The sequence below is a fragment of the Eubacterium oxidoreducens genome, assembly GCF_900104415.1.
Taxonomy (GTDB): Bacteria; Bacillota; Clostridia; order Lachnospirales; family Lachnospiraceae; genus Eubacterium_C; species Eubacterium_C oxidoreducens.
Map to the genome: position 1 here is coordinate 24,153 of NZ_FMXR01000006.1, position 19,796 is coordinate 43,948.

Genomic DNA, 19,796 nt, shown 5'->3' on the forward strand with positions numbered 1-19,796 from the left:
CTTAATAATTGTTAGAAGAATCGTTGGAAAGGATAGAATATAATTTGTCAAGAAAATTAATTATTACGGAGAAACCATCAGCAGCCAGGGATTATGCGAGGGTTTTAAAAGTTCCTTCAAATGCGGGTAGAAATTACATGGAAAATGATCAATATGTAATCACTTGGTGTTATGGTCATCTCGTTGAGTTGGTTTATCCGGAGGTTTATGATGAGAAATATAAAAAATGGAGATTAGAAGATTTACCTTTTTGGCCGGAATCATATAAATATGGTGTCATTCAAAGTTCTGCACAGCAATACGAAACGATTCATCGATTTTTGCATGATGAGGAAATCGATACGGTATATTGGGCCGGTGACTCGGGAAAAGAAGGACAGACAATTGAAGAGAATATTCGTATGTTAGGAGGCGTACGTGAAGGTATGGTAGAACTTCGCGTGTGGCTCGATTCTCTTACGGATGAAGAAATCTTTAAAGGTTTAAAAGAAGCACGTCCCATGTCTGAGTATGATAACCTTGCAAAGTCCGGGATTATGAGGACGATTGAGGATTATAGTATAGGAATTAATTTTTCGAGGGCATTATCTGTTAAATACGGAAGAATGCTTAATGATGCTGCAGCTACGACAAGGTATTCGGCAATTGCAATTGGTCGTGTTATGACTTGCGTTTTGGGAATGGTTGTTCAAAGAGAGCGTGAGATTCGAAACTTTGTAGAAACACCATTTTATCGAGTTTTAGGTAATTTTGATGATGCGTCTTTTGATGCGGAATGGAAAACAATAGAAGGAAGTGCTTATTTTGAGTCGCCTCTTCTCTATAAAGAAAATGGTTTTAATGAAGAAAAAGATGCTTTGGTATTAATCGAAACACTTGAGAATAAAGAAGCGAAGATAAAAAAACGAGAAATTTCTACAAGTAAGAAAAGAGCTCCGCTATTATTTAATCTTACAGAGCTTCAGCTTGAATGTTCAAAACGTTTTAAAATCAATCCGGCGAAGACGCTCGAGATTGCACAAAGTTTGTATGAAAAGAAATTTACAACATATCCCAGAACGGATGCAAGAGTGCTATCGACAGCAATTGCCAAAGAAATCTATAAAAACTTGAATCGGCTAAAAAGCTATGAGCCGACCGGTGAATGTGTCGAAAAGATTATAAATCAGAAAATGTATATAGACATTATAAAGCCGCCGTTTACTGATGATTCGAAGGTGACGGATCATTATGCGATTATACCGACGGGGCAGACAAGTGGATTAGAGAAACTTAGTAGTGTTGAACGTTCGGTTTATGATTTAATTGTAAGAAGATTTCTTTCTATATTTTATCCGCCGGCAGAATATACAAATGTCAAGTTGGAGATTGAAATAGAACAAGAACATTTTTTTGCTTCAACAAAAATCCTAGAAAAACCTGGATATATGGAAATTGCAGGGATTGCGAACGAAAAGAAAAAAGAGGATGATGGGGAGAAATTTTCTCCGGAAAAATTTCTTGCTTTTGTAAAAGATGCGGCTGTTGGTGATTTAGTTAAGGTAAATGGCTTTAGAATCAAAGAAGGGAAAACGTCACCGCCGAAACGTTATACAGGCGGAACGCTTGCGAGCGCAATGGAGCATGCCGGCAATTTGATTGAAGATGAAAAGCTTCGAGAACAAATTAAGAATTCCGGAATCGGAACATCAGCGACTAGAGCCGGAATTATTCAGAAACTGATTGATATTAAATACTTGCATGAGCATCCTAAGACACAGATCATTACACCGGAGAAAATAGGGGAAATGATTTATGAAGTGGTAGCACTTACTATTCCGTCGCTTCTTAGTCCTAAGATGACGGCATCTTGGGAAAAGGGACTTGAGGGAATTGTGAATGGCTCTGTTGATTATGAAGAATATCGCGATAAGTTAAAGGCATTTATTATCAATGAGACGAATAAAATGATTGGCGCAGATTATACCAATCAACTCGCTGTTAGATTTCACCCCTTTACAGGGAAAGAAGCAAAAGGAATCGCGACACGCAAACCGCTCGGGGTAAAATGTCCGGTATGTGGAGGTGAACTTACAACAACTGCTTTTGGATATGGATGCAGTAATTATTTTGATGAAAAAACAAAATGTAGATTTAGCATTGGACAAATCGCAGGAGTTTCTTTGGAAGAAGAAGATTTTATAGATTTGATAAATAATGGAAGAACCGGGATAATAGATGGATTTGTATCAAAAAATAAAAGTAAATTTAAGGCTGTTTTAAAACTGGTTAAAGACGAAGACGGAAAAGTGCAGGTGCAGTTTGATTTTTCTGAAAATCCGATTGAATATGTAGAGGATTTAAAATGTCCTATTTGTAATGGCAGGCTTGTTAAGACGGGCTATGGTGTTTCGTGTGAACAGCGAATGGGAGAGCATAAGCAGTGTACATTTTCTGTAGGTGAAATTGCCGGACGGAAATTAACAACAGATGAATTAAAATCGTTATTAATGGATGGAAAGACACAGATTCTATCTGGATTCAAATCAAAATCAAAAAAAAATTTTAAGGCGAGATTGGTCTTAAAGGATGATGAAGAAAACAAAAAAACAATTGTATTTGATTTTGATGGAATCGAACCGGATAAATTAGAAGGTGTGTGTTGTCCGGATTGTGGTGGCGAAATTTTGATTCGAAACTCTGGTTTTGGATGTGCTAATTTTTCTTCAACCGATCCGAATTCTTGCAAATTTTATATAGGTAAGATTGCAAATAAAGTGATTCCACAGGCAAGAGTTTTGGAACTTTTAAAAGAGGGAAGAACCAAAACTATTCGCGGATTTAAAAGTAAGGCCGGAAAAAATTTTGATGCTTGTCTTGAACTTAAGAAAAATGAAGAAGGAAAGTCCGAAATCGTCTTTGACTTTGAACATGTCGAAGCGAAGGTTTTAAAAGATGTACAATGTCCGATTTGTGGTGGGGATATTGTAAAGACTTCATTTGGATATGGTTGTAGTAATTATAATCGTGAAAATGAAGCCGAAAGTTGTCGATTTAATATCGGAAAAATAGCCGGAGTTAAGATTAAGGATGCGCAGATAATACAATTGCTTCGTGAGGGAATAACAGATGTGATTTGCGGGTTTAAATCAAAAAAAGGAATCGAATTTAAAGCAAGGCTTTGTCTGGGAAAGGATGAACATGGTAAAGTAAATGGAATAAAATTTGTCTTTGAGGATTTAGATGAGCATCTTGAAGGCGTGAAATGTCCGAAATGTGGTGGTGAAATTATAAAAAATGATTGGGGATATAAATGCTTAAATAATATAAAAGAACGTGAAGATGCCTGTGACTTTTTTGTTGGAAAAGTTGCCGGATTAGAGCTTTCGAAAGAACAATTTGTAAAATTAATTATGGAGAAAAGGACCGATGTATTGAAAGGATTTACCTCAAAGACAGGTTCGCTTTTTGACGCTAGGCTTATCTTTGATGAAAACTATCATGTAGTATTTGATTTTGACAATAATAATACGGCGAACGAGCCGGCGAAGGAGGAAAAAGATGGAACAGTGCAAAATAAAGAATCTTTATAACTTAGAAGAGACGATTGCAAAAGATTATATGGAAAGCAAGACTTATCCTTGGGAATTGTTAGAAGGATTAGGTGATTATATAAGACAGTTAGGACCGACACTTGATCCGGATATTTACGAACAACGTGGAGAGGATATCTGGGTTGCTAAAAGTGCCAAAATATTTGACAGTGCATATCTTGGTGGTCCGTTAATTGTTGATGAGGATGCGCAAATTCGTCAATGTGCTTTTATTAGAGCCAATGCGATTGTTGGAAAAGGTGCAGTAGTTGGAAACTCTACCGAATTAAAAAATGTAATTTTGTTTAACAAGGTTCAGGTTCCACATTATAATTATGTGGGAGATTCAATTTTAGGTTATAAAGCACATATGGGAGCCGGTTCCATTACATCAAATGTAAAATCGGACAAGACCAATGTAGTCATTAAATGTGGACAAGAAAAGATTGAAACAGGCCGAAAAAAAGTAGGCGCAATGCTCGCTGATGAAGTTGAGGTTGGTTGTAATAGTGTTTTGAATCCCGGTACTGTAATAGGAAGACAATCCAATGTCTATCCTGTTTCGTGCGTACGAGGAGTGATTTTAGAAAAACACATATATAAAAACCAGGACGAAATTATAGCAAAAAAATAAAAGATTTTTGTTTAGTTTCTTTACCTTTTTAGGAAACTATGTGAAAATAGAATAAGACTGTGAGAGTCTTTGAAGAACAATAATAAAACTGGAAAGGGGTTTTATGATGATTTATTCGAAAGAAGTAGAACTTATGTGTCCTGTAGCAAAAGGGGCAAAGCATGAACCTGCACCGATTCCTGAAGAAGGCAAGTGGGTTCACGCCAAACAGATTGGAGATATTTCGGGATTTACGCATGGCGTAGGTTGGTGTGCTCCGCAACAAGGTGCATGTAAGTTGACGTTAAATGTAAAAGAAGGTGTAATCGAAGAAGCATTGATTGAGACAATCGGATGTTCCGGTATGACACATTCTGCAGCTATGGCAGCTGAGATCCTTCAGGGAAAAACAATCCTTGAAGCGTTAAATACAGACCTTGTATGTGATGCAATTAATACAGCTATGAGAGAGCTTTTTTTACAGATCGTTTATGGTCGTACGCAAAGTGCGTTTTCTGATGATGGTCTTGTTGTTGGAGCCGGACTTGAAGACCTTGGAAAAGGACTTCGTTCTCAGGTGGGAACAATGTATGCAACAAAGAAAAAGGGTGTTCGTTATCTGGAGATGGCAGAAGGTTATGTCACAGGCCTTGCACTTGATGAAGATGATGAAGTGATTGGATATCAATTTGTCAGTCTTGGAAAGATGACGGATTTTATTAAGAATGGCGACGATCCGAATACTGCTTGGGAGAAAGCCAAAGGGCAGTATGGCCGTGTCGATGATGCAGTAAAAATCATTGATCCACGAAAAGAATAGAAAGGAGAATCGCATAATGGCTTTATTTGAATCATATGAAAGAAGAATTGACCAGATTAACAAGGTCTTAAATGATAATGGAATTGCTTCTATTGAAGAAGCAGAAAAGATTACAAAAGATGCCGGACTTGATGTTTATAATCTCGTAAAAGGTGTTCAGCCGATATGTTTTGAAAATGCATGTTGGGCATATACAGTTGGTGCGGCTATCGCAATAAAAAAAGGTTGTAAAAGAGCGGCGGATGCTGCTGCAGCAATTGGAGAAGGGCTTCAGTCGTTTTGCATTCCGGGTTCTGTAGCAGATCACAGAAAAGTGGGTCTTGGTCATGGAAACCTTGGAAAAATGCTTTTAGAGGAAGAAACAGAATGCTTTTGCTTTTTAGCCGGACATGAATCATTTGCAGCTGCGGAAGGAGCAATCGGTATTGCGGAAAAAGCCAATAAGGTAAGAAAAAAACCACTTCGTGTTATCTTGAATGGTTTGGGAAAAGATGCAGCACAGATTATCTCTAGAATCAATGGATTTACTTATGTTGAAACGAAAATGAATTATCAGACAAATGAAGTAGAAGTTTTATATGAAAAAGCTTATTCGAAAGGACTTCGAGCTTCTGTGAAATGTTACGGAGCTGATGATGTACAAGAAGGTGTTGCAATTATGCATCTTGAGAAGGTTGGGGTATCTATTACCGGTAATTCAACCAATCCAACACGTTTTCAGCATCCTGTTGCAGGAACATATAAGAAAGAATGTATAGAAGAAGGTAAGAAATATTTTTCTGTTGCTTCAGGCGGTGGAACCGGACGTACACTTCATCCGGACAATATGGCTGCCGGACCGGCTTCTTATGGAATGACTGATACTATGGGAAGAATGCATTCGGACGCACAGTTCGCAGGATCTTCTTCTGTACCGGCACACGTTGAGATGATGGGATTAATTGGAATGGGTAACAATCCAATGGTAGGAGCCACCGTTGCGGTAGCGGTTTCTATCGAAGAAGCTGCAAAAGCAGGTAAATTCTAACTTTGAGCGAGTCTTGACTAAAATGATGTCAGGGAAATATTTTTGTGTAAAATGTCAGAACAAAACTGTATTCATATGACGAATTTATTGACAAAAAAAATAGTTATGCTAGAATGAAAAGCGTGGTAAAAACAATGGAAAAGGAAGTATTTCTTAAATGAGAAGACAGGTTTTATCATTATTGGTTGAGAACACTTCCGGTGTTGTCAGTCATATATCAGGGCTTTTCAGTAGAAGAGCTTTTAATATTGACAGTTTTTCGGCAGGTGTTACTGCAGATGAACGATTTACAAGAATTACAATTGTATCAACCGGAGAAGAAAATGATCTCGAACAGATAAAAAAACAACTTGCGAAGCTCGAAGATGTGATAGATATCAAAGAGCTTAAAAGTGGTGATTCTGTATGTAGAGAGCTTCTCTTGGTAAAAGTTGCAGTTGATACCAAGGGACGCCGCAGTGTGTTAGACATTGTGGATGGATTTAGAGCGAATGTTCTAGATTGGGCACATGATTCTTTGATTATTGAACTTACCGGAGATCAAGGTAAGTTAGATGCGTTCTTAAGCCTGCTTGATGACTACGAAATATTAGAACTTGCTCGCACTGGGTTCACGGGACTTTCCCGAGGAACGTCAGATGTTATAATGCTGGATTAACTATTTAAAAACAATTTAGGAGGAACCACTAAAATGGGAAAAATTTATTATCAGGAAGATTGTAATCTTTCAATCTTGGATGGAAAAACAATCGCAATTATCGGTTATGGTAGCCAGGGACATGCACATGCACTTAACTTAAAGGAATCCGGTTGTGATGTTATCATCGGACTTTATGAAGGCAGTAAGTCATGGGCAAAAGCAGAAAAGCAGGGCTTAAAAGTTTATACAGCTGCTGAGGCTGCTAAGAAAGCTGATATCATCATGATCCTGATCAATGATGAAAAGCAGGCTGCAATGTACAAAAAAGACATTGAGCCAAACCTTGAAGAAGGTAATATGCTTATGTTTGCTCATGGTTTCGCTATTACATTTAACCAGATTATTCCACCGGCGAATGTTGACGTTGCAATGATCGCACCAAAGGGACCGGGACATACTGTTAGAAGCGAATATCAAGAAGGCAAGGGTGTTCCATGTCTGATCGCTGTAGAGCAGGATGCAACAGGTAAAGCGAAAGAAAAAGCATTAGCTTATTCGCTTGGAATTGGTGGAGCAAGAGCCGGTGTTCTTGAAACAACATTCCGTGATGAGACAGAAACAGACCTCTTTGGTGAACAGGCTGTACTTTGTGGTGGTGTTACAGCTCTTATGCAGGCTGGATTTGAAACATTGGTTGAAGCAGGATACGCTCCGGAAAACGCATACTTTGAATGTATTCATGAAATGAAATTGATTGTAGACTTAATCTATCAGTCAGGTTTCGCAGGAATGAGATATTCCATTTCTAATACAGCTGAGTATGGTGATTATGTAACAGGACCTAAGATTATCAATGATGAGTCTAAGGCTGCTATGAAGAAAGTTTTGAAAGAAATCCAGGATGGTACATTTGCTCATGAATTCTTAACAGACATGAACAGCTGTAATCAGGTTCATTTCAAAGCTATGAGAAGAAATGCTGCTGAGCATCCACTTGAAGAAGTAGGAGCTGAACTTCGTAAGCTTTATAGCTGGAATAACGAAGAGGATAAATTAATCAATAACTAATAGGATAATAGGAAAGCCGTTGCTTATATTGAATAAGCAGCGGCTTTTTTGAACTGTTATAGTTTCGGTTAAACAAGGGGCATGACACTAGGATAAATCGTTTAGAAAACGCAAATAGGATTTTGAGAGTTTTACGCAAGCATAACGCTCGGCATATTCTTTTGGGGTTAGATGTTCTATAAAATTAACAGGAAAATTTTTTTCAATTCCATGTTTTAAAGCGAAGTCAACGGCTTTGTTGTATGCAATCGCAGCATCTGTTTCGTTTGAAAAAGTGCCAATCTTGTAATAGCCATTGATATGGATTTTGCAAATATATTTTGTATGAATATCATCTTGGATGGTCGTTACACCGTGATAAGGATTTAAAAGCAAAATGTTGGAATAACGATAATCTGTGACATCACCATTTGCAAACTTATAATCACGATTAGGTACGCTGTGCGCATGAATGCCGTAGCGTTCTAAAATACGATATTGCATTCCGTAATCATTTACATAAAGATGGTTTTGCCGGCGAAGAATCTTATGAGAAGAATAATAGAATAAATCGTCGATATCGAATTTTAGTTCTTCGTTCTTGCTTAAATAATAACTGAAATAGTTTTTGCGAAGGTAAATAGGATTTCCAATATATAATTTGTTATCACGATAGTTAAGAAGAACAACAATCTTTTCAAAGGATAGACGTTTGCATGCACGAAAAGCGGTTTCTATATCAATGTTGCTGCGAGTGATAAGATCGCCGCCTTCAAGGTATGCTTCGTAAGCTTCAAGTTCTGTATCGAAGCTTCCTAGTGAAATATGCTTTCCTTTATATGTAATATTAGAACGAAAATATTCTGTACCGTTCTTTTTCTTTGCGGTATAAACGCCTTTTAACATGGGTCATCATCTCATTCGTGCAAAATTATATTTCCTATAAAAATTATAGATTATATTGACACGAATTACAAATCATTTCGTTGACACTGTTCGGGTGCTCTTATATAATAAATATCGAACTTTAAATAAATGATAGAAAAGAGGAACAACCATGGATTTGTTATATTCCAGCACAAGAAATAATAAAGTAAAAGTTACTGCTTCACAGGCAATTTTAAAAGGACTTGCTGATGATGGTGGATTATTTGTACCGGATGAACTACCAAAGCTCAAGGTATCGCTTGCTGAGCTTGGAAAGATGTCCTATCAGGAAGTTGCATATGAAGTTATGAAGCTGTTTCTAACTGATTTTACTGAAGAGGAACTGAAATATTGTATTTCGAATGCATATGATGAGAAGTTTGACACTAAAAATATTGCAGAACTGAAAGAAGCAGATGGTGCATACTTCCTTGAACTTTTCCATGGGAAGACAATCGCTTTTAAAGATATGGCATTGTCGATACTTCCTTATCTTCTTACAACTTCTGCGAAGAAGAATGAAGTCAAGAATGATATTGTGATTTTGACAGCGACATCCGGAGATACCGGTAAAGCTGCGCTCGCTGGATTCGCAGATGTAAAGGGAACAAAAATTATAGTATTTTATCCGAAAGACGGAGTAAGTCCTATTCAGGAAAAACAGATGTTAACACAAAAAGGAGATAATACTCATGTGGTTGGCATCTATGGCAATTTCGATCAGGCGCAGACTGGAGTAAAAAAGATGTTTGCCGATCGTGAACTTGAAAAAGAATTGGATGCTGCCGGATATCAGTTTTCATCAGCAAATTCCATCAACATCGGTCGTCTTGTACCACAGATTGTTTATTATGTATATTCTGCTGCAAGATTATATCATGATGGAGCTTTGAAAGATGGCGAAACCATGAATGTTGTAGTTCCTACCGGTAATTTTGGTAATATTTTGGCGGCTTATTATGCTAAGAATTTAGGAATGCCAATAGATAAATTAATTTGCGCATCGAATGAAAACAAAGTTCTTTTTGATTTCTTCTCAAATGGAACATATGATAAAAATCGTGAATTTATTTTGACGACATCTCCTTCTATGGATATCTTAATTTCTTCTAATCTGGAGCGTTTGATTTATAGAATCTGTGGAAATGATTCAGAGAAAAGTGCTTCGTTTATGAAAGAGTTAAGTACAGATGGCAATTATACAATTACGGAAGAGATGAAGGCACAGCTTTCTGATTTCTATGGTAATTTTGCTACAGAAGAAGAAACTTCAAAATGCATTTATGATTTGTATAATAAAACAGGTTATGTCATTGATACGCATACTGCAGTTGCAGCTGATGTTTACAAAAAATATGTAAAAGAGACAAAAGATAACAAGCTTACGGTGGTTGCATCTACGGCAAGCCCGTTTAAGTTTACAAGAAGCGTCATGAATGCAATTGATGCAAAATATAATTCCTGGGATGATTTCGATCTTGTGGATGAATTATCCAAGATTGCAAAGGTACAGGTGCCGGATGCAATTGAAGAGATTCGAAATGCACAGATTGTTCATGACACACAATGCGATCCGGATAAGATGGAAGACGCAGTAAAAGCATTTTTGAACATTTAACTCAGTCGGAGAAATCCCCCACATTTAAGCGTTAGCGTAGGTGGGGGAAAGGTAGAAAAATAGCCCAAGTCAGAAGACTTGGGCTTAATTATTATTCTTGTATACTTAGGATGAAATTGATAGTTCCAAAAGAAAATACAATCGGTAACAAAAAATTGCGCTCAGTAGGGGCGTAAAATTTATATGATAAATCTTGTGGTGGATCAATAGAAAATTCTTTCGTATGAATGTTTGAAATATTTACCGCAAAAAAACCATTTAAAGTATTTAAAAAATCTTCAATCGCAGCTAATACATATTCGTTGTATTCGTTAAAAGGTTCCATTCCCAGATTAGCAGCAAAACAATTAGCAAAACGAATCGAATCATCTTCTTCCATAGCAAGCGCAGAATAAAAATAGCTGTCATCATCAAAGGTACCTTTTTGCGATACTAGAACAGCGGAAGGATATTCCGGACATTCCATAGGCGGAAGCGGAGTATAATCACTGTCAACCGTATCGGCTAACTGCTGGAACAAAAGCTTCATATACAAGCAGAAATAATCCTTATACATCATAATGGATTGAGATTGTCCTAATGATGAAGCTAATAAAGAGGAAATGGTTTCATCAATCTCATCTTCGTGTTGTTCGTTGAACATTTCGGTATCAGAATGATAATTAACCATAATATCCTGAAACAGCTTGTAATCAATGGTTTTTTTGTCAATGAGCTCTTGCGCAAGATGAAGATAACTTGGATATTCCTGGTGAAGAAGTAGATTTAAGGAATCTTCGTTAAAATAACCAAGATCTAAAACTGCAGTACGAAAGTCTTTGAAGTTCTCTTCGCAATATTTTTCAATGCGATTAACTTCGACAGCAGTTAGCGCTTCTTCATAAATGGCAATGACAGGAAGTGATAATTCATGATTATCTTTATCTTCATACATAGCATCATAAAGCTCTTTTGCTGTTAAATATTTATGTTCTAATAAATAATTTCCCCAAAGATGACTATTCATTATAATTCTCCCTTAAGGCGCTTTTCGACAATGGATTTAATGAGTTCTTTTTTTACCGGTTTTTGAATGAAATCCTTAGCACCGGCCTCGATGGCGTTTTTTAATAAGACCTGAGTTCCAACGGATGAAATGATTACAACACAGGCATGAGAATCAATACTATGAATTGCTTTGGTTGCTTCAATTCCATCGCATACAGGCATAACGATATCTAAAAAAATAAGATCCGGTTTTTGAACCTTGTATAAATCAATCGCTTCCTGGCCGTTGGCAGCGGTGAAAACTTCTAAACAACCGCATTCTACCAATACATCCTTTAGTTGTTTGCGGATTAAAGCGGAATCGTCTCCGATTAGTGCTTTGAGCGATTTATTTTCCATATCGTACTTCCTCCTTAACATATAGTACTATTTTACACCTTTTTTCATAAAAACAAAATACATTTGCTTTAAATTTTAATGTATTTAAAAAAAAATAATGGATAAAAGAAAAGCGTATTTACATTTTGTAGAGTAATTATTTATAATAAATGCAGTTGGGTCGATTGGCCGGAAAGGAATAATTTTATGGAAAAAATTTTAGTTGTAGATGATGAAGAGAAAATTCGCTCTATTATAAAAAAATATGCCGAATTTGAAGGATATGAGGTGAAAGAAGCGAAGGATGGGATGGAAGCTATTCGAATCTGTAAAGAAGAAGACTTTGATCTTATTTTGCTTGATATTATGATGCCGGAACTGGATGGCTTTTCCACATGTCGTGAGATAAGAAAGTTTAAACAGATACCGGTAATTATGTTATCTGCCAGAGGTGAGGAGTATGACAAGATTCATGGATTTGAACTTGGAATAGATGATTATGTAGTCAAACCTTTTTCGCCAAAAGAATTAATGATGCGTTGTAAAGTTGTTATGAGTCGTAATGCTATGAAATCAGATAATCCGGAACGCGAAATATTTGAAAAAGAAGGACTGGTTATTGATTTTACAGGTCGAACCGTAACAATAGACGGAGAACGCGTGGATATGTCTCCAAAAGAATATGAATTGTTATTCTATATGGTTCGCAATAAGAATATTGCACTTGAGAGAGAAAAGTTAATTACCGAAGTATGGGGGTATGATTATTATGGCGATGATCGTACTTTGGATACGCATATAAAGTTACTTCGAAGTTCACTTGGACCATATCGCAAGTTCCTGGTGACGTTGAGAGGAGTTGGTTATCGATTTGAGGCATAACTTTAGAAATCTTAGTATTAAATGGAAAATCTTTACGTATTTTATTGTACTGACGGTTATTTTGCTGGCATTGCTTTGGATCTTGCAGATATGCTATTTGGAAAGCTTTTATAAACTGATTAAGCAAAAAGAAGCAGATGTTGCAGTTACGGAAGTTGTAGGACTTTTGGAAGAAAATAATGATGCGGATGATGTAGATGAAGAACTCGATACCATAGCTGCGGACAGTAATCTATCTTTGCTTGTCTGTGATATGGAAGGACAATCGTTGTACGGAGTCAGTTATTTGCCAACATCAAGATTGGTAAATATACCGGAAAGCATTTTTCAAAAGTATGTTTCACAGGCTGAAGCGGATGGAGGAAGTACAATCATTTCGTTTAAGGGCAACCATGAAAATCAGGATGAATTTGGCTCTCAGCATACAGAAGAAGGATTGTCAGGGACTTTTTCGGATGATAATATTCCGGCTGAAATCAGTGAAAAAAAGGAAAATGACAGCTTTGAAATGAACAGTGGCTCCAATGGGATGTATGAAAATATTCTTTATGTGAATATTGTTAATGTTAATGGAGAAGATCTTGTCGTTTTGGTGCATTCTTTGTTATCGCCGGTTGACGCAACTGTTAATACGTTACGCATTCTTTTGGCGTGGATTACGATTGCGATGGTCATAATTGCGCTTTTTATAGCATGGTTACTTTCAAAATCGGTATCCAAATCCATTATCAGCGTAAATGAATCTGCAAAAGAACTGGCCAAAGGAAACTTTGATGTTAAGTTTGAAGGAAATGATTATAGAGAAATCGGTCAATTGACGGATACCTTGAATTATGCGGCAGAAGAACTAGGGAAGTCTGAAGGCTTTAGAAGAGAACTGATTGCGAATGTGTCACATGACCTTAGAACACCATTAACTATGATTCGGGCATACTCTGAAGTGATGCGCGATTTGCCGGATGAGAATACGCCAGAGAATGTTCAGGTTATAATTGATGAAGCGGATCGGCTGACCAATCTTGTAAATGATATGCTCGATATTTCAAAATTAGAAGCCGGTGTATTAGAGATTAATCTAAGTGTATTTAATCTTACGGAAAAAATTCGCTGTGTTCTTGAAAGATATAATAAACTTCGGGAAAATGAAGGATACGAGATTGTGTTTGAGTCGGATCAGCTTGTGTATGTTGAGGCTGATGAATACAAGATTTACCAGGTGTTATATAATTTTGTAAATAATGCTATCAATTATACTGGAGATGATAAAAAAGTCATCGTCAGACAGAAAGTAAATCCTGGATATGTAAGGATAGAAGTCAGGGATTCAGGTGTGGGAATTGAGCAAGATCAGCTTCCTTATGTATGGAATCGTTATTATAAAGTGGATAAAACACATAAAAGAGCGGTTATGGGAACCGGACTTGGCCTTTCTATTGTGAAAAATATTCTGGATTTGCATAGTGCCAAATATGGAGTAGAGAGCGAAGTGGGAAAAGGTAGTACCTTCTGGTTTGAACTTTTGACCACACAGCCGCCAAAAGAAGAAAAATAAAATAAAACACAAGACATTTAATTGAGTTGACTCATTAATGTCTTGTGTTTTTTTAATCGTTTTTATAATTGCCAACATATTTGTAGGCAGGACGCATGATTTTACTGTTTAGGTTCAGTTCTTCTAGTCTGTGAGCACTCCAACCTGCAATTCTTGCGATAGCAAATATCGGCGTATAAAGCTCTAGTGGAAGTCCGAGCATCTCGTATACCAATCCACTGAAAAAATCAACATTCGGGCTTACGCCTTTATAAATTTTTCGTTCCTCTGCAATAATTTTAGGTGCTAGACGTTCTACTTTTTGATAAAGCGCAAATTCTTTCGTATAATTTTTTTCGATGGAAAGTTTTTGCGCAAATTCTCTAAGAACCTCGGCACGCGGATCTGATAACGAATAAACAGCATGTCCCATTCCGTAAATAAGACCGGAATGATCAAAGGCTCTTTTGTTTAATAATGCTCTTAAGTAAGAGGAAATTTCGTCTTCATCTTCCCAGTCGTTTAAGACTTGTTTCATATCCTGAAACATCTGAACGAGTTTAATATTAGCACCGCCATGTCGAGGCCCTTTTAAAGAACCTAAAGAAGCAGCAATTACCGAATATGTATCCGTAGCGGAAGAGGATAATAAATGTGTAGTAAACGAAGAATTGTTTCCGCCGCCGTGCTCCATATGAAGGATGAGGCAGATGTCAAGCAGCTTTGCTTCAAGTGGGCTAAACTGACTATCCGGTCGTAATAAATGCAGGATATTTTCAGCTGTTGAAAAGTCCTCCCTAGGAGAATGGATAAATAAACTGGCTCCGTCATGGTAATGTTTGTAAGCTAAATAACCATATACAGAAAGTACTGGAAATAAGCTGATTAACTGAAGACATTGTCTTAAAACATTAGGCGCAGAAATATCATCAGCACGATTATCATAAGCGTATAAGGTAAGTACGCTACGTGCAAGTGTATTCATCATATCACGACTGGGTGCTTTCATGATGATGTCTCGAACAAAAGATGTTGGTAGTGTTCTGTAATTAGATAGTATTTTGATAAAATCAGCATGTTCCTTTAAAGAAGGAAGTTCTCCGAACAGTAAAAGATAAGTACATTTTTCGTAGCCAAAATGATTTTCGTAAGGAATATCTTTGATTAAATCTTTAATATTGTAACCACGATAAAACAAACGTCCCGGAGCCGGTACGGTCTTTCCATCCACTTCTTTTGAAGCGTTCACGTCCGAAATTTCCGTTAGACCGACAAGGACACCTTTACCATTTAAATCTCGAAGACCTCGTTTGACATCATATTTTGTATAATCGTCCATATTAATGGTTGTTGCTTCTTTATTTTTCTTTGAAAGAGCAATAAGCTCGGGGGTGATTTCGCAAAAAGAATTAGTCTCCAAATAGTTGCCTCCTTCATCCTATATGTACTTTTATTTATAATCAATACGAAAGTTCGTTAAATTTTAAATATAGTAACATATATCTAGAAATTTGTAAAAAGGAAAATGGTACTGTCCAAAGCTTCAGAATAAAGGTGGATTTTTTCAATGAAAATGAGTATAATGAAAAAAGTTTAAGAAAGGTAGATTGAATATGGAAAAAGAAGAATTATATTCCTATGTTGATCATACAGCATTAAAAGCATTTACAACTTGGGACGAGATTGATAAACTTTGCAAGGAAGCAATTGAACATAAGATGGCAAGTGTATGTATTCCAAGTTGCTATATTGCAAAAGTTCATGAGAAATATCCGAATCTGCCAATTACGACTGTGATTGGGTTTCCGCTTGGGAATTGTTCTACAACGGCGAAGATTGCAGAGGCGAAAAAAGCAGTTTCTGACGGAGCAAGTGATATTGATTTGGTAATCAACATTGGAGCCGTAAAGAATGAAGATTATACATATGTACAAGAAGAAATCAAGGCAATTCGTGCCATATGTCAAGATCAGATTTTGAAAGTTATTATTGAGACTTGCTATTTGACAGAAGCACAGATTATACAGATGAGTAAGATTGTAACTGCTTGCCATGCAGATTATATCAAAACCTCGACAGGATTTGGTACAAAAGGCGCAACTTTGGACAATGTAAGATTGATGAAAAAATACATCGGACAAAATGTTAAAATAAAAGCGGCAGGTGGAATTCGAACTCGGGAAGAGATGGAACAGTATATTGAAGAAGGCTGTTCGCGCATTGGAACGAGTAGTGCAATCAGCATGTTGGAAGGTTAAGATATGACAAAAGAAATGCTTGTTCAAAAAGCATATGAAGCAAAACAATTGGCATATGCTCCATATTCTAATTTTAAGGTTGGGGCAGCATTGCTTGCAGAAGATGGAAGAGTCTTTACCGGATGTAATATTGAGAATGCAGCATTTACTCCGACGAATTGTGCGGAAAGAACAGCTTTGTTTAAAGCTGTTTCAGAAGGATGTAAATCATTTAGAGCGATTGCAATTTGCTCGGATGATGAGAAAGACTATATTACTCCGTGCGGTGTGTGTAGGCAGGCTCTTTGTGAATTTGTGGATGTTGATACATTTGAGTTATATTTATGCCGAACAAAAGAAGATGTTAAAACGATGCTTTTTTCTGATATAATGCCATATGTATTTGGAAAAAGCGCATTTGTAAAATAATACTATTTATAAACATTTAGGAGGAAAGACTAATGGCAACAGTAGCGAATTTCAAACGTAGTGAGATTGGACCGGGAAAGGTTGGTTTTTCAAAAACGAGATCAATTATTGAGACCGCTTTTTATGGAAACAATGTCATTAAGATTAATACTTTAAAGCAGGCGTATGAACTTGCAAAAAATTCACCGGGAACCGTTGTAACAGATATGCCGGTATACAAAGGTGAAGATTTCGGATTAGAGCCGGATGCTAAAGTATTGCTTTTTAATGATGGTTCTATAACCGGTCGTTATGCTCCTGCAAGAAGAATCGTAGGACAACCTGGAGTAGATGAAACGAAGCTTGATAAGATTGTTATGGATGCCGTTTATGATGCTCGCTGGAAGAAGCTGTATCATGCACAGGTTTATATCGGACTGGATCCGGAATTTATGGTAAAAGCACATCTGTTAATTCCGCAAGGAGAAGAAAATCTTCTTTATTCTTGGATGCTTAACTTCCAGTATCAGTCTGAACAGTATGTAAAGATGTATAAAAATTCCAAAGTATATGGAAATGAGCCGGATATTTATATTTTCTCGGATCCGCAGTGGAAAGGTACCGATCAAACGGATGTATCTGATCCAAATTGCCTTTGTTATTTTAATACAGAACAAAATTGTGCAGCAATTCTTGGAATGAGATATTTTGGGGAACATAAGAAAGGAACTTTGACAATTGCATGGGCAATTGCGAATCGTAACGGATATGCTTCCTGCCATGGTGGTCAAAAAGAATATACCTTAGAAGATGGTTCTAAATATGTTGCAGCTGTATTTGGTCTTTCCGGCTCAGGAAAATCAACATTGACGCATGCAAAGCATAACGGAAAATATCCTTCTATTATGGTACTTCATGATGATGCATTTGTAATCAATTCTGATACTTGCTCATCGATTGCATTAGAGCCAACATATTTTGATAAGACAGCAGATTATCCATGCGATTGTGAAGATAATAAATATTTGCTTACAGCGCAAAACTGTGCTGCAACCTTAGATGAAGACGGCAAGGTTGTTTTGGTTACGGAAGATGTACGTAACGGTAATGGACGCGCAATTAAATCAAAGCTTTGGTCACCTAACCGTGTAGATAAGCTTGATTCTCCGGTTAATGCAATTTTCTGGATTATGAAAGATCCTACAATCCCACCGGTTGTTAAGTTGAAAGGAGCTTCTCTTGCAGCTGTTATGGGAGCAACACTTGCTACAAAGCGTTCTTCAGCCGAAAGATTAAAAGAAGGCGTTGATCCAAATGCATTAGTTGTTGAGCCGTATGCGAATCCGTTTAGAACCTATCCGCTGGCAAATGATTATTCCAAATTCAAGAAATTGGTAGAAGAAAAAAATGTAGATTGTTACATTATCAACACCGGAGATTTTATGGGCAAGAAAGTGCAGCCTAAGGATACGCTTGGAATTTTGGAATCCATTGTTGAGAAAAAGGCTACCTTCAAACAATGGGGACCGTTTTCAGATATCGAAATCTTTGATTGGGAAGGTTTTGTGCCTGACCTTAACGATAAATCCTATGTGGATCAAATGAAAGCGAGAATGCAGGATCGCTTGGATTATGTAACATCTTTGGATACAGAAATTGAAGGTTATAATAAGCTTCCATCTGACGCAAAAGATGCTATAATGAAAGTAGTAAAAGAAGCCAACTCGTTATAATAACATGACTATTTCCTGGGGTGTTCGAGCCGCCGGATATTTTGAACCTACATCATTTTGAATGGGATTCTTATATCGCTGCTTGGATGTCACGCCTCCTGTCGCAGGACAGTTAGTGGACGGCAAAAGAGTAGTTGCGGAGGCCCACCTGGCTTATTGCTAGGACTCAAAATTCCGGAAACGGCACTCTGGGAAAAAAGATATTTTTAGATATCTTTTTTAGAGAGTAGATTATGAATAGAAAAGTTGACAAAAAAGATATAGAAAAAGTTATTCGAAATTTTTTAATAAAAGCATATCAGGAAGATTGTATTAGTGCATATGCAGGGCAGATTTGTTATTTTTTGGTTCTGTCTGCAGTGCCTTTTATTATTTTACTTGGGTGGCTGATTCAATATACACCTGCAAGTATAGATACGATTCATTATATTATTGAACAGATTACACCTGAGTATGTGACAAATTATGTGACTGAAATTGTTGATACGGTTTATAGTCAATCAGCAGGAGTTATCTCTGTCAGTGCGATATTTGCGATTTGGTCTGCTTCAAAAGGCGTACATTGTATTGTAAATGCTTTAAATCAGATTAATAATCTTCGTGAGACTCGTAACTGGTTCTTGATTCGATTAAGAGCGATTATTTTCACCTCGCTGTTTTTGGTTGTCGTGATTGTATTGATGATGTTATTGGTTTTTGGAACCAATGTTGCAGAGATGACAAATAATTATGATGAAGCCGTTTTTGCAAAATTTATTTCGTTTTTGCTTGGAAGAAGATTTTTGATTATTTTTGTACTGTTGGTAGCATTTTTTACTTTTATGTTTAAATTTTTGCCTAACAGCCCGCAGAATTCTTCTGTTTTCTATCAATTACCTGGTGCGGTTGGATGTGCTGCGTCATGGTATGTATTTACTTTTTTCTTATCGATTTTTGTAAAGCTATCGAATTCTTTTTCGTGGTATGGATCATTGGCATCCTTGATGATTATTACATTTTGGTTGTATATCTGTCTTACGATAATGCTTATTTGTGCGGAAGTTAATGTGATATTTGAAATTGAATTTCGGGTGCTTTATGCCAAGTTAAAAGAAAAAAAATCGGTGCGCGCGGTGCATGCTATTTTACCGGGAAGAAAAGAAAACACAGGAAATTCGAAACGCACATACAAAAAGGTTCATGAACAATATCGTGAACAGTTCGATGAAAGAAACAGGGCTTTAGAAGTTCAAAAACTTCATCACGATGAAGAAGTTAAGAATTTTAGATCGGGATTTTCCATTGTGCGTAATCAATATGCGCATTTTATAGATGAAGATGAGGAAAAGACGGAAGATCTTGGTGATACAAAGAAACTAAATTAAAGGAGTATATTA

17 protein-coding genes and 1 other RNA gene are annotated in these 19,796 nt (G+C 36.8%); 14 read left to right on the forward strand and 4 right to left on the reverse strand.

Features of this window, described 5'->3' with window-relative positions:
- The first annotated feature begins 44 nt into the window (after positions 1 to 44).
- The 6 genes from BLS20_RS03055 (at position 45) to ilvC (ending at position 7,740) form a co-directional block, all read left to right on the forward strand.
- Entirely contained in the window at positions 45 to 3,572 is a 3,528-nt protein-coding gene (locus BLS20_RS03055; protein ID WP_090172587.1) for a DNA topoisomerase III, read from the forward strand.
- Positions 3,541 to 4,206 carry an LbetaH domain-containing protein gene (locus BLS20_RS03060; RefSeq protein ID WP_090172093.1) on the forward strand — a complete coding sequence of 222 codons (666 nt, stop codon included), beginning with the start codon at positions 3,541 to 3,543 and terminating at the stop codon, positions 4,204 to 4,206. The genes BLS20_RS03055 and BLS20_RS03060 overlap by 32 nt, the downstream gene beginning before the upstream one ends.
- A gap of 106 nt (positions 4,207 to 4,312) precedes the next feature.
- The gene (locus BLS20_RS03065) at positions 4,313 to 5,005 is read left to right on the forward strand and encodes an iron-sulfur cluster assembly scaffold protein (RefSeq protein WP_090172094.1); all 693 of its coding nucleotides are present in this window, start codon (positions 4,313 to 4,315) and stop codon (positions 5,003 to 5,005) included.
- A gap of 16 nt (positions 5,006 to 5,021) precedes the next feature.
- Complete coding sequence (locus BLS20_RS03070; RefSeq protein WP_090172095.1) at positions 5,022 to 6,032, forward strand: GGGtGRT protein; 1,011 nt, start codon at positions 5,022 to 5,024, stop codon at positions 6,030 to 6,032.
- A gap of 157 nt (positions 6,033 to 6,189) precedes the next feature.
- Positions 6,190 to 6,690, forward strand: a complete 501-nt coding sequence (gene ilvN / locus BLS20_RS03075) for an acetolactate synthase small subunit (protein ID WP_090172096.1) — start codon at positions 6,190 to 6,192, stop codon at positions 6,688 to 6,690.
- A 33-nt stretch (positions 6,691 to 6,723) separates the two neighbouring features.
- Entirely contained in the window at positions 6,724 to 7,740 is a 1,017-nt protein-coding gene (gene ilvC, locus BLS20_RS03080) for a ketol-acid reductoisomerase (RefSeq protein ID WP_090172097.1), read from the forward strand.
- A gap of 87 nt (positions 7,741 to 7,827) precedes the next feature.
- Here the strand turns inward: ilvC and BLS20_RS03085 are convergent, their stop codons facing one another.
- A complete protein-coding gene (locus BLS20_RS03085) occupies positions 7,828 to 8,625 on the reverse strand; it encodes a hypothetical protein (RefSeq protein ID WP_090172098.1) in 798 nt (265 codons plus the stop codon).
- Positions 8,626 to 8,776: 151 nt separating this feature from the next.
- Between BLS20_RS03085 and thrC the strand changes: the two genes are divergently transcribed.
- Positions 8,777 to 10,264, forward strand: a complete 1,488-nt coding sequence (gene thrC / locus BLS20_RS03090; protein ID WP_090172100.1) for a threonine synthase — start codon at positions 8,777 to 8,779, stop codon at positions 10,262 to 10,264.
- Between the two features lie 91 nt (positions 10,265 to 10,355).
- Here the strand turns inward: thrC and BLS20_RS03095 are convergent, their stop codons facing one another.
- Both BLS20_RS03095 and BLS20_RS03100 read right to left on the reverse strand, forming a co-directional pair.
- Complete coding sequence (locus tag BLS20_RS03095) at positions 10,356 to 11,270, reverse strand: hypothetical protein (RefSeq protein ID WP_090172102.1); 915 nt, start codon at positions 11,268 to 11,270, stop codon at positions 10,356 to 10,358.
- Complete coding sequence (locus BLS20_RS03100; RefSeq protein ID WP_090172104.1) at positions 11,270 to 11,650, reverse strand: response regulator; 381 nt, start codon at positions 11,648 to 11,650, stop codon at positions 11,270 to 11,272. The genes BLS20_RS03095 and BLS20_RS03100 overlap by 1 nt, the downstream gene beginning before the upstream one ends.
- Positions 11,651 to 11,836: 186 nt before the next feature.
- On the opposite strand from BLS20_RS03100, the gene BLS20_RS03105 reads away from it, so the two are divergent.
- Both BLS20_RS03105 and BLS20_RS03110 read left to right on the forward strand, forming a co-directional pair.
- The gene (locus BLS20_RS03105) at positions 11,837 to 12,511 is read left to right on the forward strand and encodes a response regulator transcription factor (protein WP_090172106.1); all 675 of its coding nucleotides are present in this window, start codon (positions 11,837 to 11,839) and stop codon (positions 12,509 to 12,511) included.
- Positions 12,501 to 14,063: a sensor histidine kinase gene (locus tag BLS20_RS03110; RefSeq protein ID WP_090172108.1), complete on the forward strand. Its 1,563-nt coding sequence runs from the start codon at positions 12,501 to 12,503 to the stop codon at positions 14,061 to 14,063. Before BLS20_RS03105 ends, BLS20_RS03110 begins: the two co-directional genes overlap by 11 nt.
- Before the next feature lie 52 nt (positions 14,064 to 14,115).
- On the opposite strand, the gene BLS20_RS03115 is transcribed toward BLS20_RS03110, so the two are convergent.
- Positions 14,116 to 15,462 (reverse strand): citrate/2-methylcitrate synthase, encoded by a 1,347-nt coding sequence (locus tag BLS20_RS03115; protein ID WP_090172111.1) that lies wholly within the window; start codon positions 15,460 to 15,462, stop codon positions 14,116 to 14,118.
- Positions 15,463 to 15,655: 193 nt separating this feature from the next.
- On the opposite strand from BLS20_RS03115, the gene deoC reads away from it, so the two are divergent.
- The 5 genes from deoC (at position 15,656) to BLS20_RS03140 (ending at position 19,784) form a co-directional block, all read left to right on the forward strand.
- Positions 15,656 to 16,300 carry a deoxyribose-phosphate aldolase gene (deoC, locus tag BLS20_RS03120; RefSeq protein WP_090172114.1) on the forward strand — a complete coding sequence of 215 codons (645 nt, stop codon included), beginning with the start codon at positions 15,656 to 15,658 and terminating at the stop codon, positions 16,298 to 16,300.
- Between the two features lie 3 nt (positions 16,301 to 16,303).
- Positions 16,304 to 16,708 (forward strand): cytidine deaminase, encoded by a 405-nt coding sequence (locus tag BLS20_RS03125; RefSeq protein ID WP_090172116.1) that lies wholly within the window; start codon positions 16,304 to 16,306, stop codon positions 16,706 to 16,708.
- Between the two features lie 32 nt (positions 16,709 to 16,740).
- The gene (locus tag BLS20_RS03130; RefSeq protein WP_090172118.1) at positions 16,741 to 18,420 is read left to right on the forward strand and encodes a phosphoenolpyruvate carboxykinase (ATP); all 1,680 of its coding nucleotides are present in this window, start codon (positions 16,741 to 16,743) and stop codon (positions 18,418 to 18,420) included.
- A gap of 9 nt (positions 18,421 to 18,429) precedes the next feature.
- Positions 18,430 to 18,619: non-coding RNA, 6S RNA (gene ssrS, locus BLS20_RS03135), on the forward strand.
- Between the two features lie 34 nt (positions 18,620 to 18,653).
- On the forward strand, positions 18,654 to 19,784 hold the full coding sequence (locus BLS20_RS03140) for a YihY/virulence factor BrkB family protein (protein WP_090172120.1): 1,131 nt from the start codon (positions 18,654 to 18,656) through the stop codon (positions 19,782 to 19,784).
- Positions 19,785 to 19,796 lie beyond the last annotated feature (12 nt).